Raw genomic sequence first — 14,682 nt, 5'->3', positions numbered from 1 at the left:
CGGAAGGACTCAGTTGACCGGGGGAAGGTCGGCCTCGGCACATGCAGTGCCGCCCTCAGGTCGGGAGGTGCTTGAGACGCGGACGCGGGAGGCGCGACGCTTTCCGGCGCCCAGGCAGGTGGCGAGGGCGGAGGCAGTGGCGACGGCGGCGATGCCGAGCCACTGAGGCCAGTTGAGATGCTGGCCAAGGATGAGGAGGCCGAACAGGGCGCCTGCGGCCGGCTCCAGGCTGGTCAGGACGCCGAAGACGCGGGGCGGGATGCGGCGCATGGCTTCCAGGTTGAGGGAGTACGGCAGCACGCTGGAGACTACGGCGACGACGGTGGCCACCCACAGGACGTGCGGGTCGAGCAGGCCGGTGCCCGCATGGGCGATACCGTAGGGGGCGCTGAGCAGGGCCGCGAAGGCGATGGCGGCGGCCAGGCCATGGCCGCCGCTGAGACGGGTGGCCATGCGCGCGGAGACGAGGATGTATCCGGCCCAGCAGCTGGCCGCCGCGGCGGCCAGCACGAGACCGGCCACGGGCAGGGACGAGCTGCCGGTGTTGCCCAGCAGAAACACTCCCGCGGCGGCCAGGCAGGCGGGCATCAGGTCGAGCGGTCGCCGGGAGCCGGCCAGGGCGATGACAAAGGGGCCCAGGAACTCGATCGTGGCGACAATCCCCAGCGGGATGTGGCTGACCGCTTCGAAGAACGCGATGTGGTGTCCGGCCAGTAGCGCCCCGGCGGCCAGGACCTTCTTCCACGTCCCCTTGACCGCGGTGAGCGAGGCGGGCCGGGGGCGCCACAGCGCACACAGGATTACGCCGGCGATCAGCAGGCGCAGGAAGACCACACCCGCCGCGCCTGCCTGAGGATAGACGCGGGGAGCGAGGGCGGCGCCGAACTGGAGTCCGCACACGCCGGTCAGCACGAGCGCGGGTGCGGGAACCTTTCCGGCGAGGGTAGATATGGCGTGTGCTGGGCTGTATTGCTGCATGACGGAATCCGGAGTCGTTCAGGCCGGGCATGGGACCCGGACAACAAGTGTGTGGAAGGTCGGCACAATGACCGGCTGGCCGGGCTCAGGTGTCCCGGCGCGTGCGGTCAGTCGGCGATGCGCAGCAGCAGCTTGCCGGTGGAGGTGCGCCCACCCATGAGCCGGTGAGCGCCGGCCGCGTCGGACAGCGGGAACTCGGCGGCGACGGGCAGCGACACCGAGCCGTCGGCGAGGGTACGCAGGGCTCGCTGGGTCAGCGCACGGACGGCATCGGGAGCACTCTGGGCAAGAGCGAGAACGGAGAAGCCGCCGACAGACCGGCCCTGCACATTCAGTTCGCTTTGGCCGGTCCGCCAGGGCTCTGCGCCGCCGGCGTTACCGAAGGACACCAGGCGCCCGAAGACGGCCAGCGCGTCCAGCCCACGGCGCAGCGTGTCGCCGCCCACCGGGTCCAGGACCAGGTCGACGCCCCTGCCGCCGGTAGCGCGGCGCACATCCTCGGCGAAGGTGCCGCTCCTGAACAGCTCGTCGTAGCCGTGCGAGCGGGCGTACTCGGCCTTGGCGTCGGTGGAGACTACGCCGTAGACCGCACCGGCGCCCGCCGCCCGGGCCAGCTGCCCCACCGCCGTGCCGATGCCGCCCGCCGCGCCATGCACCAGCACGCTCTCCCCGGCGTGCAGCCGCCCCACCTCATGGATGAGGGCGTGTGCGGTCGGCAACACGGTCGACGCCGCGGTGCGCAGGTCCAGCCCCTCGGGCAGTGCGAACACGGCCGCGGCGTCGGCGAGGACCACTTCGGCATAGCCGCCGCCGACGAGTGCGGCCACCTCCTGCCCCAACCGCAGGTCCTCGATGCCTTCCCTGAGGGCCCGGATGTGTCCGGAGACCTCCAGACCGGGGCGGTAGGGCAGTGACATCACCCGGTAGCCCTCGGCCCGGGCCTTGATGTCGGCGAAATTCACCCCGGCGTACGCGGCGTCGATCGTGACCTGGCCCGGTGCTGGCTCAGGTTCCGCTGTCGGCACGATCTGCAGGACCTCGGGACCGCCGTACGCCTGGAACTCGACTGCGCGCATACTCGAACCACCCTCCGCAAATGTTCAATCGAAAGCGAACATCAGCAATGTATGATGGAGGTCGAACATTGGGCAAACGTATGTCGACCGCGCAGGAGGCGGGGGATGTTGCAGCAGACTGGATCTGCAGGTCACCGGCCAGCTCCTGTACACACACACCCCGACGTCGTCCCCGTTCTCACCGCTCTGTCCGCGCTCGCGGACCCGGTGCGCATCCAGCTGATCCGCACCCTGGCACGGCACCCCGACTGGACGCTCAGCTGCAGCAACTTCGACGTATCGGTCGGCAGAGCCGCTAAGAGCCACCACTTCTCGGTCCTGCGCGACGCCGGCCTCGTCGAACAACGCGACCAAGGCACCAAGCGCCTCAACCGGCTGCGCCGCGAGGAGTTCGACGCCCGCTTCCCCGGTCTCCTTGACCTGGCTCTCCGCGCCGACGACACCGATTGAACAGGCTCCCTCCTCGCGGAAGTCCAAAATGCCAGCACCAGCACGATGGGCATCGCCACGTGGCCGCCAGCTCATATCGCGACCGAAGGGGTGTTCTCGAGGGCGAACGCTGTGAGAACACCGGCCGTTCCCCCGGTGCCTCTCGGTCTTTGAAGGGCCTTCACGGTCAGCTAACTCCTGCCCCGCGTTCAACCGTGAACAACGTCCTGATCCGCAACACCTAGTTGGGCCCAGGCCCCTGCTGTCGGGGGGGGGGCACTGCTCCAGCCTTTGGGGCTCACGGATGGTGAGGCTCGGTGGAAGGCAGCACAGGAATTGGTCGGGGAGGAGGACTCGTGGCCGGTGCCGGATTCCCTGTGGCTGGAGGTGATCGGTGTCCACTCCCGAGGGATGTCTGATGATCGGTTGTCGGCACCGGGTCTCCGGCTCAGATCACTGGGTGGAGATTTCGTGGATGGCGGTGTCGTCGGGGTTCAGCCGTCGCCCGTCCGCATGACATCACTTTCAGCGCGCGGAGGCGATGTCCCTGCCGGCGGTCAACCAACCGTGAGTGTGGTTCGCCGGGGGCGAAGACGTTCTGTTCGCCCCACTGCCGCAGTGCCACGATGACGGGAAGGAGCCCTCGACCTTCGGAGTCAGTATGTACTCGCGGTAGGCACTGGCGTCCGAGGCAGGGACGGATTCGAGGACACCGCCGGCGACCAGAGTGCGCAGACGCGCGGTGAGGATGTTCTTCGCCACGCCGAGACTGCGCTGGAACTCCCCGAAGCGCCGGCTTCCGTCGAAGGCGTCCCGCACGATCAGCACGGAATCGTTGAACGGCAGTGTCTTGCGCTCGTCGGAAGCCAGCTCACCGTCGATGAACAGTTGCGCGACCGCTACCGATGCCATCGTGGCAAGGCCCGCACCGACGAACCGGATGGCCGCGTTCTGCTCGGGGTGTCGCGATCACGCTTGGCCCTCTCGGTCACCATCGCCATCAACCTCTTCCGGCGCCTTCCGGACGTAGGAGTTGCGATACGTGACCGGCAGGCCTTCGACGTCGAGCGGTTCCAGCCTGCGGATCGGTCGTCCGCTGTCGACGTCCAGCAACACGGAGTGTTGCTCTCCTTCGGCGAAGAGATGCCCCTCGCCCCACTGCCGCAATGCCACGAGGATCGCGAACAGATCAGCGCCCTTCTCGGTGAGGGCGTACTCGTAATAAGCCGTGCCGTCCGAGGCTGGGCGAGTCTCGAGAACACCCTGTGCCACGAGGGCGCGCAACCGCTCGGTGAGGATGTTCCGCGAGAGACCGAGGCTTCGCTGCAGTGCTCCAAAACGGCAGATCCCGTCGAATACGTCGCGGACGATCAGCAGGGACCACCGATCCCCGACGACGTCGACCGCGCGGGCGACCGGACACGCCGCCTTCGCGAGAGCCACCTTCGACGCTCCCATAGCCCTCCCGTCTGTGCCTGTCGGAACAGGCCACCTCGAAGCAGTTGCAAAACAAGACCACTCATCCTACTCTTCTTCAGCTGGTCTTGTTTTGGAACTAGCTACCGAGGAGTAACTGATGCCCAACGGAGTGGCTGAGACGAATGGAGCTCGGGTGAGCCCGGCCCGGGTGGCCGTTGTTCAGTTCGAGCCGCAGGTCGGGGTGGAGAACCTCAAAGCGAACGCGACCGCAGTCGAGCAGCGCTTGAACTCTGCCGGTGAGTCGGGCGCCAGCCTGGTCGTCCTCCCCGAGTTGGCGACGACCGGCTACGTGTTCGAGACCCGTGAGGAGGCGTTCGCTCACTCCGAGTCGATCCCGGACGGGCCCTCGCTGCAGATGTTCGAGCGGATCGCCGCGCAGCACGGCATGTACGTCGTCGGCTGCATCGTCGAGCGGGATGGCGAGCGGCTCTATGACACGGCAGTGCTGGTAGGGCCCAACGGTTACATCGGCCGCTACCGGAAGACGCACCTGTGGAACACCGAGAAGCTGTGGTTCACCCCTGGTGACGAGGGATTCAAGGTTTTTGACACCCGGATCGGCCGAATCGGGTTGCTGGTGTGCTGGGACATCTGGTTCCCCGAGACCGCCCGGATCGTCTCCCAGATGGGTGCCGACATCATCTGCATCCCGACTGGCTGGGTGTGGACCCCGCCGCCGCTCTACGACGCGAGCGGTGTCTGCATGGCCGCCCATCTCACGATCACGGCAGCGCACGTCAACAACGTCTTCATCGCGACGGCCGACCGCACCGGGCGGGAGCGCGAGGCCGGCTTCATGGGCAACTCGCTCATCGCGAGCACCAACGGGTGGCCGATCGACCGCATTGCCGGTCCGGATGAGGACACGATCATCTACGCCGACGTGGACCTCACTGCGACGAGGACAGCGCCGATCTGGAACCAGCTCAACGACCTGCACCGAGACCGGCGGACGGACCTTTACGACCAGATGCTGGGCTACCGTGGCGCGCCGCCGCTGCCGCGGTGACGACGTGAGCGGCATCGCCGATCCGACAGAACCTACGTACGGGGCTGCACTGCGGGGCCCTCGTGACGGTCGCGTTCGTCGTTCTGGCGAGCGTGGCCTCCTGGGCCTTGACCGGCGGGCCAAGCTGGGAAGGCGACTACAGCGATCTACCGGGCTTGGCCCGGTGGGTACTTGCTGCGATCTCCGAACCGCAGTTCTACGCGGTCGGATCGGCGGGAGCCCTGCTCTTCGCCGGCGGCCTGATCGGCCACATCGCACACCGCCGCGGCTGGTACCTGCAGGGCTTCATTCAGGCATGCGGGACCGGGATCTGGCCATCGGTCGCCGGCGCCGCCCTTCTCAGCGTCGTTCTCAGCGCCCTGCTCTGGGGCGCGACGCTGGCAGGCGGAACCTGGCAACCGTCCCTCGTACCGGCCGCGGTTCTCACCTACGACGGCGCACTGGTCCCGACCGTGGTCGCGGCTCTCGTCGGAGCGCTCGTCGCGCCTCCGACCGCCGCGGCGATCTCGACCCGCCTCCCAGCCGGGTTCCACCCGTTCGTCGGCAACGTCGCCGCCATGAGCATCTGCACGGCGCTGATCGTGCCGCTGCTCTCTTTCCTCCCGGGAGTCCAGTAATGAACAGCGCCATCACCACACCCTTCACGATCTCCGACCTAGGTTTCGCGCTGCGTCGAGGGGCGACGTCGTCTGTCCAACTGGTTCGTGCTGCACTGCACCGCATCGAGGACCGCAACCCGGCCGTGAACGCCTTCGTCCTTGTCGACGCAGTCGGCGCATTGGCAGCCGCCGAACAGGCGGACGCCGACCTCGCCGCCGGACGCGATCGCGGACCGCTGCACGGCATACCGGTAGCCGTCAAAGATCTCATCGACATCGCGGGGCTGCCCACCACGTGCGGATCAGCATCGTCGTTCGGCACCACACGGGCGACCGAGGACGCGGAGATCGTCTCCCGCCTACGGCGAGCCGGCGCCGTGATTGTCGGGAAGACGACCCTGCACGAGTTCGCCTACGGCGCGACCGGCGCCCGCTCGGTACACGGTCCGTCCAGGAACCCGGCCGACGTCGAACGCATGTCCGGTGGCAGTAGCGGCGGCAGCGCCGCCGCGGTCGCGGCCGGAATGGTTCCGCTCGCTCTGGGCACCGACACTGCGGGATCGGTGCGGGTTCCGGCTGCACTGTGCGGCGTGGTCGGCTTCAAGCCGGCCTTCGGCGCACTTCCCGTGAGCGGGATCTATCCGCTGGCACCGACGCTCGACCATGTCGGCCTGTTCACGGCGACCAGCTACGACGCGCTGCTGGCGTCTCGCGCCCTCAACGGCGGATCTCCCGAGCACACTCCGTCGACTGCCCTACCGGCTTGCGGTGGGCCCGTCGCCTGGACTCCCCCCGAAAACATTGCACCTACCGATCCACGAGTCGCCCAGATCGCGTACGACTCCCTCACCCGCAGCGGAGCGAACCCATACACGGTCTCCGGGCTCCTGGGCGACGCCGGAGACCTGTTCCGGACGTTCTCGACATTGCAGGGGCACGAGGCGTTCGCCGTCCACGCGGCTCACCTCTGCGGCGAGGAGTCACTGATCGACCCCGAAGTCCTCAGCCGGCTTCGAACCGGACAGTCGGTCAGCGCCGAGCAGTACGCGGAGGCCGATCGTGCGCGACGCGATTTCCGGGACCTCGTATTGCGCCTGCTCGACCAGCACCCGGTCCTCGCTCTGCCGACCGTTCCTGTCATCGCTCCGCAGATCGATCAGCGAACTGTGCAGGTCGGCAGCACAACGATCGAGACTCGCGCAGCCCTACTGTCGCTCACCAGCCCGTGGAACATGGCTGGCGTTCCCACGCTGAGCGTGCCCGTGGGACACGTCGACGGGCTACCGGTCGGAGTCCAACTGATCACCAGTACAGACAACGAGGAGCGTCTCTTCGGAATCGCCGCCGGGATCGAGAGTCGCTCCGCAGCCGTTCCGGACTGACGGCCGCAGAACCACTAGCGAAAGGCACCACATCCATGCCATCCATCCAGATCGACCTGCCACTCGACGCGTCGGCACCCTCCAAGCAGGAGCTCGCGCGGCGTGTAGGAAAGATCTACGCCGACCGCATGAAGGTTAATGCCGATCTGCTCACCGTCTCCATCCACGATCTCGGACATGGCGGCGTCTGGCGATGCCATGATGAGGGCGAACCCACACCGTCCGCCCTCATCATGTGCGACATCCGGAGCGGACGTCCCCGCGAGACCCGAGGGGCGCTCGCACAGTCACTGGTCGACGCCTGCGTCGACCTGTTCCAGCTCGACAGCTTGTGGATCAAGGTCGAGTTCACGCAACACTCAGGTGACGAGATGTACCACCCGCATCTCGGAGGCTTCAACAAAGACTGGACAGGTGACGAGCGCGCCTGACCGAGGGGCAAGGGGCGCAGCCAAATCCTTTCGTCCCGACGGCATGATGGGCGGATTCGGGCACCTGGCGCGTCCCCCCTCGCCATCGGGTTGGCCAAGGTCGGTCGTCGGTCACCCGAGGACCCGCCCGGCATGCTCCGGCGCCTACGCCGCCCATTCCAGTCCGAGTTGGGCGAGTTGGGCGAGTTGTTGTTCGGTGAGGCGGTCGCGCCGACTCTTCTGGTTGCTGAGGAAGACGCCGAGGCGTATGGAGGTGCCGTCGGGGAGCTCTTCCACGTGTTGAGGACTGCGTGGAGCACTACGACGGAGATATCAGCGCATACGAACGGCGGAACACCGGAGGCAACACGACGTTCAACATTCAGGAGAACAACGGCAACATCGCCGCGAACAGCCGTGACTTCACCATGAACGCCACGACCAACAAGGACGGGATCGACCCCGCCGCGGTGGTCATGCTCGCCCGCGCCCTGCGCCAGGCCGCCCCGGTACTGGAGCTGCCGGAAGACGACGCCCTCGAGTTCACACAGCTCGCCACACGCCTGGAAACCGAGGCCGCCAACGGCTCTCCCGACCCCGGCAGGCTCCAGCGCTGGGGCGGCTCCATCATCGGCATCCTCAACTCTCCTGTCGTCAGCGGCGCACTGGGAAGCGTGCTCGCCGCGTACACCGGAACAGTCCTTCCGGGCCTGCCCGCCGCCTGATTGGCGTCGGAGGCGGGGAGCGGGCCGGTCCAGAGTCAGAGGGCGGCGGCCGGGGCGGTCGTTTCCCGTGTGGCCCTTGCCGTGGCCGAAGTTGCGCCTGCCCTGTCCAGGTGGCCTGTCGCACTGCGCAGTCCTGGCGCCGCGATCGGCGCCGGTTCGCGGCGCCGAGGGCATGCCGCCGCCCGAGCGCTGGCGGCCACCGCCCCTCGAAGGCGGGGCCGTTGGCCCGCAGCCGTGACTGGCGAGCCTCACCCCCGCGGCACAAGCGGACCGGGAGGCTTCCCGGTGGGTTGGCAGCTCAGGACGTTCTCGGCGAGAGCACCCAGTCGTCATTCGTTCCGGCAACGCCGCTACGCCTTTGGGGCCACCTGCTCACCCGTCGAGGGTCATGCGTTTTGCGCTGCTGGTGCGCCGACATCCGAGAAGATGGCCAAGGCCTGCTGCCTGGCAGGTTCGGCGTCGCGATCCTGGATGTTGTGGAGGGAACGGCTCAAGGCCATCAGTGCGCGGGCTTCACCGAGTCGGTGGCCGGTCTGACGGTGTATCTCCAGCGCCTGTCGGCCGAGCGCGGCGGCTGCGGCGTATGACGCTTCGGACTCCGCAACCTCGCACAGGACGGTCAGGGCTTGGCCCTCTACCACGCCGAATGCGTGCTCGCGGGCCAGGCTCAGGGCCTGTTGGGCGTAAATGCGGGCGTGGTCGTGCAGGCCCTGGCGCTGGTAGGTGAGGGAGAGGCCGAGGAAACTGTCCGCCTCGGTTCGCCGATACCGTGATTCCTGGGCCAGAGTGAGGGCCCGCTGGCCGGCACGCATCGACTTGACGAAGTGGGTCAGCCTCCGGTGCGCTGCGGCGACCGTGATCAGAGTGCTGGCCTGAATCCAGCGTCGCCCGTCTTCCCGGGCCATGGCGAAGGCTCGCTCCGCCTGTTCCAACGCCTCGTCATGGCGGCCGAGTTCGAGGTTGATCTGCGCGATGGCTCCGAGCATCATCGGGCGACCGCTGTGGTATCCGCTCTCAGTGTCAGCGGTTGCCTCGTGGCTGAGGACTGTGAGGCCGTCGGCGAGACAGCCTAGTTCCACGTAGACCCAGCCCAGGTTCTGCAGGGCCAGGCTGTCGTCCCACCAGTTGCTCTTGCCGTTTCGACTGATGGCCAGTTCAAGGTGATCGGCGGCCTCACGCAGCCGGCCCAGTTCTCGGCAGGTCATGCCGAGGCCCACCAACCCAAATGCCTCAATATAGGGGTTTCCGGGTTCACTGTTCTTCCGTAGACCGGCGGTGAAATGCCGGTGCGCACTCCTCAGGTGTGCCATCCCCCATTCCACGAAACCGATACCGACGAGAGCCGCCGCCTCGCCCGGCGCCCAACCGTGCTCACGGCTGATGTTCATGACGCGCTCGTAGTGAGCTATCGCTGGTCTGGCATGTCCCTTGGCCCATTGGACCGCGCCCAGGCTGTGGTGCATGGCCGCTTGGCCTAGGAGGTCGTTCTCGGCCAACGCTGCTTCGATCCCCGTCTGCGCGATGGCCTGCCACGTCGTCCGCGGCAGGTGGAGCCAGAAGTAGCCGAACAGTGCATTGACCATGTGCCACGTGACAGGGCGGGGACCGTGGTGGCCGGCATGGTTGATGACGGCGAGGAGATTCGCCCGCTCCGCGTCCAGCCACTGGGCGGCATCGGTGTGGGCCGGCAGTGCCGGCTGACTGTCGTGGCCGAGGTCGTGTGGCAGGACGGGAAAGAACCAGGTGCCCGAGGCGGTACGAGCAGCGTGCAGGTACCAGATCAGGAGCCGTTCCAACGCAGCGTCACGGTCTGCTGCGGATTCCTCGGTTTGCGCACATTCCTGCGCGTACTCACGAAGGAGATCATGGAAACGGTAACGGCCCGCTGTCGCGACTTCGATTAGATGGGAGGTGACCAAGGCACCGAGTAGACGACGCGCCTGCGGTAGCGTCTCATGGAGAAGGGCGGCCGCGGCATCTGCGGTGAACTCCGAGCCCGGGAACAGCCCGAGCAAGCGGAACAGCCGGCGCGCAGCAGGGACCAGAGTTCGATAGGAAGCGGAGAATGCCGTCCGCAAGGAGGAGTTCTGTTCACCCTCCGGCTCCAGCGCGTCCAGCCGGCTTTCCTCGGACATCTCGGTCACCAGATCGGCCAGGCGCAGGCCGGGATCGCCTGCCAGCCGAGCGCCTGCCAAACGCAGCGCCAGCGGAAGGCTGCCGCAGAGCCGGATGAGTTCGTCGACCGCGAGTAGTTCGGCGGAGAGCCGGACAGCGCCGAGTGTCTCGCTCAGTAGCGTACGTGCCTCCGTGGGGCGGAGATGGTCCAAGGGCAGGGAGTGTGCCCCGTCATGGACGACAAGATCGCTGAGCCGCTTGCGGCTGGTGACGACGACACAGCATGAGGCACTCCCCGGAAGGAGCGGCCGAACCTGTTCCGCAGATGCAGCGTTGTCCAGCACGACAAGCAGGCGTCGGTCAGCCGACAGCGTCCGGTATACGCGTGCCTGTGCTTCGTCGCTGACGGGTATCTCCGATGCCGCGAACCCCAAGCCTTGCAGCAGTAACCCGAGGGCCTCGCCAGCCTTGAGCGGCGGCCGGTCGTGGTCGAAGCCGTGCAAATTCACATACAGCTGGCCGTCAGGGAAACGATCACGCACCTGATGTGCCCAGTGCACCGCCAAGGCGGTCTTGCCGATGCCGGCGGCGCCATTGATGGCCGAGATGACCACTGTATTTACTGAGGCATGCTCTCGGTCCGGCGGGAGTAGCTTGTGCAGTTGGGTGAGTTCGTCGGTACGGCCGACGAATCCCGATGCATCGTGGGGCAGTTCCGCCGGAACAGCATTTCCCGGGTCATTGCGGGCGATCCTCTCGGAGGGCGCTTGCGCGGGAATAGCCACAGGACCGAGGAGGCGGGCGTCGTCCTGGCGCAGTATCGACTCGTACACCCGCCGGAGTTCCTCACCGGGATCGACCCCGAGTTCCTCAGTCAGGCGTACGCGCATGTCCTGGAACGCGCTCAGCGCTTCGGCCTGGCGTTCGCAACCGTACAAAGCCCGCATACGCAGGGCCAATAGCGACTCGTCATACTGATCGGACGTGGACAGCGTGGCGAGGTCGTCCAACGCATCGGTGAATCGGCCGAGCAGGACCAACGAGTCGAGTCGTGCCAACCGGAGCGTTCGACGGTGCTCCAGTAGCCGCTCCCGCTCGGCTAGCGCGAATGGGCCCGGCAGGTTTGCCAAGGGCTCGCCCTGAAACAGGGCGAGCGCTGCGGACAACAGGTCGGCAGCCGCGTCGAGGTTGCCGGACGCCCTGGTGCGCAGTGCCTCGCCGCCCAGCTCCGTCAGGTCCGCCACATCGAGCCGTACCTCGTCGGTGAGGAAGCGATACCAGCCCTTCCCGCTGCGGATCACCGACTGCGTATGACCGGTGCCTTTGGCGTCGAGCGCTCTGCGCAGGGGGTTGATGTGGCTGGCCAGCACCTTGTGGCCGGATGCGGGTGGCTCCGAACCCCATACCGAGTCGAGCAGTTGCCCATGGCTTACTACCGCCCCGTGACGGAGCAGCAACGCGGCCAGCACTGCCTGCCGCTTAGCCGGTCCCAGATCCAGGGATGCTCCGCCACTCCAGGCCTGTAAGGGGCCGAGCAGTTCGATCCGAAGCCGATGAGGCGTTTCCTCGACCATCCCAAGCCCCGCTCCCCGCATCATCGGAATTTCATCAGCTTTGCAACACCCCCGGCCATGGTGACAGACACGACATCGCACAACGCGTGGAACTCGTACAGCGGAAGGGAATCCCAGTGACCGAAGGGGAGTTGGCCGACGCTATGGCCGTAGGGGTGGCATCCGGACTCACGGACACCGCATGCCCGGCCGTCCATGATCTCTACCTCGAGCTGAGAGAGGCGGTCCGTCGGCAGTTGGTGTCGAACGGCCGCTACGGTGTTCGAATATTGGACGCATACGAGACTGACCCCGACGTGTGGCGGAGCCGGCTGGTCCGCACGCTCACCTGTTCCGGGGCCGTAACGGATGAGGAGATCGTCGCGGCGGCCCGCGCCGTACTCCGCGCCGAGCAGCGGACCGGGTGCATCGCCGTCTTCGCCGACGGCGTCCAGAAGGTGCCGGTCGGAGACGACGCCGCGCAGCACAACACGGTCGGCCCGTGACGCACTGGACGACTCTGCCGCCGCGTCCACACCTACGGATGACCCGGTTTGATACCCCGTGGCAGCAACGTCTCAAGCCGGGTCCACTGGCCATTCGTCAGATCGCCACGTCCCACGACAGGTGATCATCAGCGGATAAGACTCACTTTCGCAACAGCCCTTGGACGCGGCGTCGTTCACAGCGCCTCGCTATGTGGCTCGGTCACGCAGGAGTGCCGAAGCGTGGGACTGGCCGGAGACGGAACCGTCATGACCAATGCGTATCCGCGCAGGCGTTCCCGACGGCGTAGCGAAATCCCCCATGGACCCCAGCGGTCAGAAGGCCTGCAGCAGATCCGCGATGCCCTGCTGCCCGCGTCCGCGGCGCGCACTGTGCAGTCTGATCCCCACCAGGCAGGGGATGGAGTGCCGCAGGAGATGCTGGCACTGGTCGCCTACCACTGCCGGCACATCAACGCCCACCTCGCCCGCGCCCGGAGCCTGGGCACCCGGCACGAGGACTGCATGCGCGAGTGGCAGCGCCTGGTCCGGTACGCCCTGACCGACGCCCGCGCCCACAACCATCTCCTGGTCGGCACGATCGCCGCCTGCCTCCAGCGCCAGGACGTCGACCCCGGTCTTCTGCACCGCTGTCTGCAATCGCCCCCCTGACGGCTACGTCACCCGCGAAGCCATCGATCATCTCGACGGTCTGAGGGCGCCGCACCTGAGAGATCTGCCGAGCCGACATGGATCGTGGTCGGCCGGTGGATCGCCAGAGACGCGCACTGACGGTCGCCGGCCTGCTCACGCGCTGCGCTTCGCTCCTCGGACGCGCTGACGGGCGAATGCCACCGCACTCGGCCCCGATCACACAAGGCGATGTGTACCGCGGCCCGAAAGGGGGAGGGGTTGCGCATGCCTGTGCCAGGAAATGGTTCGGCCGAGCCCGGCGTTGCTCATCGTCTGAGGCGGTATCTGACACGTCTTGAGCCTGCGGTGACGCGGTTCTTCCTCCTCGGAATCTTCGCTGCCGGACTGACTGCTCAGTTCGTCAAGCCGGTCGGAGACGCGCTGGAGGACAAGACCTTCCTCGGCGGCGCGCTCCTCAGCCTCGTGGCGTACGTGCTGTACGACGCGGTCCAAGACCTGGCCTCGTCGCTTCGACTGCCCGAGCGATCTCAGGTGGGGTCGCGTGAGTTGGGCCGATTCGTGGAAGATGCCTTCCGCGCCCGGACGGTGGAGATCACCTTTCTCGGCTACACCGGGGAGACGATCGTCGGCCCGCTCTACCGCCGCTTGGAAGACCTTCTTGACGATCCCGGACCGACCAGGCGCGTGTGCATCAGAGTGTTGGTGCCGGATTTCGGGCAGCCCATGACTGTGCCGTCCAGGGTCGGGCCGAACGGTGAGCCGCTGGACGACTCTGAACTACGGCGAAGCCAGGAACGGAGGTGCCAGGGGCACGACGAGGCGCTGTCCGTGCTCGCGGAGCGGCTCAACAGGTTGGGACGGGTGACGGTGGAGAGCGAATTGCGCCTCTACCCCGGCATACCGAGAGACAAGATCTGCATTCTCAACCGGGAGTTGGTGCTGCACGGCCTCTACGACGTGCTCGCCCGCCTGATCCTGCGCAGTTCAGGCCCTGAATACTACGACCCCAAGGGGCACCGCGCCGATCTGAATGTCTGGTCCGCGAGGGACACCGACACCACGAGAGCCGCTGTCGCCGCTTGGAACCAGCACCTGGACGGTTTGTGGAGCCTGGCTACGGTGCCGCCCTGGCGGCGAGCGACTGCGACGTGAGCAGATCCTCTCTTGTCGGACGGCGCCTTCATGGTGGCTCGCCCGGCGAGCACGCCGCGACGACGACCACGGGTCACCCAGCACACCCCCGTGCGGTGCGCTGAAAGCGCTGGTGAGACCTGATGCCTGATTCGTCGCTTCGTTGTGGGTGAACGAGCAGGTCGCGAGGACGCAGGGCGGCTGACGGCGTGGAGGGGGTGAACCAGCCCCGCTCTGTCTCGGTCAGAATGATGTCTGGTGCGATCTCCAGGGGGCCATCGCTTGCACACGTGCGGCGCCGCTGCGGGACCTCGGCTGCGGCGGACACCGCCATGATCTGCCGGTTTGGGCGGATGGTCCGGCAGCTTCGAGGCCGGCTGCGGATCGGGCAGCTCCAGCAGTGTCTTGCGGGTGCTCCTCGGCGGCCCGGTCGAGCTCGTCCACGCGATCCTCGGCATGGGCGGCGATCCCCCCTCCCGCTACCTGCTCGATGCGCAGCGGACTGTCATCCGTCAGCCGTGCCGGACTGATCTGGGCGCACCAGTGCCGTACGAAGGATCGCCCAAGGGGTGGGTCAACGGACCGGGGTGCTCTGGGCCTTGGAAAGCCAGGTGCGGTAGCCGCGCAGGGCCTTGCGCTGCTGTCGCTGCTCGCACA

The 14,682-nt window shown here is 67.2% G+C and carries 14 protein-coding genes and 1 pseudogene; 9 read left to right on the top strand and 6 right to left on the bottom strand.

What is annotated here, in order from left to right; all coding sequences use genetic code 11:
* Positions 1-9: 9 nt before the first annotated feature.
* Positions 10-978, bottom strand: a complete 969-nt coding sequence (locus ACIQWG_RS40415; protein ID WP_404106043.1) for an EamA family transporter — start codon at positions 976-978, stop codon at positions 10-12.
* A gap of 107 nt (positions 979-1,085) precedes the next feature.
* Positions 1,086-2,054, bottom strand: a complete 969-nt coding sequence (locus tag ACIQWG_RS40410; RefSeq protein WP_404106041.1) for a zinc-binding alcohol dehydrogenase family protein — start codon at positions 2,052-2,054, stop codon at positions 1,086-1,088.
* A gap of 105 nt (positions 2,055-2,159) precedes the next feature.
* Here ACIQWG_RS40410 and ACIQWG_RS40405 point away from each other — a divergent pair, with 105 nt between their 5' ends.
* Positions 2,160-2,504, top strand: a complete 345-nt coding sequence (locus ACIQWG_RS40405) for an ArsR/SmtB family transcription factor (protein WP_404106038.1) — start codon at positions 2,160-2,162, stop codon at positions 2,502-2,504.
* A 432-nt stretch (positions 2,505-2,936) separates the two neighbouring features.
* Here the strand turns inward: ACIQWG_RS40405 and ACIQWG_RS40400 are convergent.
* Positions 2,937-3,314, bottom strand: a pseudogene (locus ACIQWG_RS40400) (winged helix-turn-helix transcriptional regulator); the annotation flags it as partial.
* A gap of 138 nt (positions 3,315-3,452) precedes the next feature.
* Positions 3,453-3,941 carry a winged helix-turn-helix transcriptional regulator gene (locus ACIQWG_RS40395; protein ID WP_404106035.1) on the bottom strand — a complete coding sequence of 163 codons (489 nt, stop codon included), beginning with the start codon at positions 3,939-3,941 and terminating at the stop codon, positions 3,453-3,455.
* Between the two features lie 118 nt (positions 3,942-4,059).
* Between ACIQWG_RS40395 and ACIQWG_RS40390 the strand changes: the two genes are divergently transcribed.
* The 4 genes from ACIQWG_RS40390 (at position 4,060) to ACIQWG_RS40375 (ending at position 7,383) form a co-directional block, all read left to right on the top strand.
* Positions 4,060-4,971: a nitrilase family protein gene (locus ACIQWG_RS40390; protein WP_404106033.1), complete on the top strand. Its 912-nt coding sequence runs from the start codon at positions 4,060-4,062 to the stop codon at positions 4,969-4,971.
* A 62-nt stretch (positions 4,972-5,033) separates the two neighbouring features.
* Positions 5,034-5,588: a hypothetical protein gene (locus tag ACIQWG_RS40385; RefSeq protein ID WP_404106030.1), complete on the top strand. Its 555-nt coding sequence runs from the start codon at positions 5,034-5,036 to the stop codon at positions 5,586-5,588.
* A complete protein-coding gene (locus ACIQWG_RS40380; RefSeq protein WP_404106028.1) occupies positions 5,588-6,952 on the top strand; it encodes an amidase in 1,365 nt (454 codons plus the stop codon). The genes ACIQWG_RS40385 and ACIQWG_RS40380 overlap by 1 nt, the downstream gene beginning before the upstream one ends.
* Positions 6,953-6,987: 35 nt before the next feature.
* Positions 6,988-7,383 (top strand): tautomerase, encoded by a 396-nt coding sequence (locus tag ACIQWG_RS40375; protein ID WP_404106026.1) that lies wholly within the window; start codon positions 6,988-6,990, stop codon positions 7,381-7,383.
* A gap of 144 nt (positions 7,384-7,527) precedes the next feature.
* Here the strand turns inward: ACIQWG_RS40375 and ACIQWG_RS40370 are convergent, their stop codons facing one another.
* Positions 7,528-7,659 carry a hypothetical protein gene (locus tag ACIQWG_RS40370; protein WP_404106023.1) on the bottom strand — a complete coding sequence of 44 codons (132 nt, stop codon included), beginning with the start codon at positions 7,657-7,659 and terminating at the stop codon, positions 7,528-7,530.
* Positions 7,660-7,673: 14 nt separating this feature from the next.
* Between ACIQWG_RS40370 and ACIQWG_RS40365 the strand changes: the two genes are divergently transcribed.
* Positions 7,674-8,087, top strand: coding sequence for a hypothetical protein (locus ACIQWG_RS40365; protein WP_404106021.1), 414 nt, complete (start codon positions 7,674-7,676; stop codon positions 8,085-8,087).
* Between the two features lie 386 nt (positions 8,088-8,473).
* Here ACIQWG_RS40365 and ACIQWG_RS40360 read toward each other — a convergent pair whose 3' ends face one another.
* Positions 8,474-11,776 carry an AfsR/SARP family transcriptional regulator gene (locus ACIQWG_RS40360; protein ID WP_404106019.1) on the bottom strand — a complete coding sequence of 1,101 codons (3,303 nt, stop codon included), beginning with the start codon at positions 11,774-11,776 and terminating at the stop codon, positions 8,474-8,476.
* Positions 11,777-11,862: 86 nt separating this feature from the next.
* On the opposite strand from ACIQWG_RS40360, the gene ACIQWG_RS40355 reads away from it, so the two are divergent.
* The 3 genes from ACIQWG_RS40355 to ACIQWG_RS40345 all read left to right on the top strand — a co-directional run bounded on the left by ACIQWG_RS40355 (position 11,863) and on the right by ACIQWG_RS40345 (position 14,046).
* A complete protein-coding gene (locus tag ACIQWG_RS40355) occupies positions 11,863-12,261 on the top strand; it encodes a hypothetical protein (protein ID WP_404106017.1) in 399 nt (132 codons plus the stop codon).
* A 417-nt stretch (positions 12,262-12,678) separates the two neighbouring features.
* Positions 12,679-12,912, top strand: a complete 234-nt coding sequence (locus tag ACIQWG_RS40350; RefSeq protein WP_404106015.1) for a hypothetical protein — start codon at positions 12,679-12,681, stop codon at positions 12,910-12,912.
* A 327-nt stretch (positions 12,913-13,239) separates the two neighbouring features.
* Positions 13,240-14,046, top strand: a complete 807-nt coding sequence (locus tag ACIQWG_RS40345) for a hypothetical protein (RefSeq protein ID WP_404106013.1) — start codon at positions 13,240-13,242, stop codon at positions 14,044-14,046.
* Positions 14,047-14,682 lie beyond the last annotated feature (636 nt).

Source organism: Streptomyces sp. NPDC098781, from assembly GCF_044759995.1.
Taxonomy (GTDB): Bacteria; Actinomycetota; Actinomycetes; order Streptomycetales; family Streptomycetaceae; genus Streptomyces.
This window is presented reverse-complemented; position numbering and strand designations above follow the sequence as displayed.

Coding starts and splice junctions, on each gene's coding strand:
- ACIQWG_RS40415 (WP_404106043.1), bottom strand. CDS start 978: ATGCAGCAATACAGCCCAGCACACGCCATATCTACCCTCGCCGGAAAG.
- ACIQWG_RS40410 (WP_404106041.1), bottom strand. CDS start 2,054: ATGCGCGCAGTCGAGTTCCAGGCGTACGGCGGTCCCGAGGTCCTGCAG.
- ACIQWG_RS40405 (WP_404106038.1), top strand. CDS start 2,160: ATGTTGCAGCAGACTGGATCTGCAGGTCACCGGCCAGCTCCTGTACAC.
- ACIQWG_RS40395 (WP_404106035.1), bottom strand. CDS start 3,941: ATGGGAGCGTCGAAGGTGGCTCTCGCGAAGGCGGCGTGTCCGGTCGCC.
- ACIQWG_RS40390 (WP_404106033.1), top strand. CDS start 4,060: ATGCCCAACGGAGTGGCTGAGACGAATGGAGCTCGGGTGAGCCCGGCC.
- ACIQWG_RS40380 (WP_404106028.1), top strand. CDS start 5,588: ATGAACAGCGCCATCACCACACCCTTCACGATCTCCGACCTAGGTTTC.
- ACIQWG_RS40375 (WP_404106026.1), top strand. CDS start 6,988: ATGCCATCCATCCAGATCGACCTGCCACTCGACGCGTCGGCACCCTCC.
- ACIQWG_RS40360 (WP_404106019.1), bottom strand. CDS start 11,776: ATGGTCGAGGAAACGCCTCATCGGCTTCGGATCGAACTGCTCGGCCCC.
- ACIQWG_RS40350 (WP_404106015.1), top strand. CDS start 12,679: ATGCTGGCACTGGTCGCCTACCACTGCCGGCACATCAACGCCCACCTC.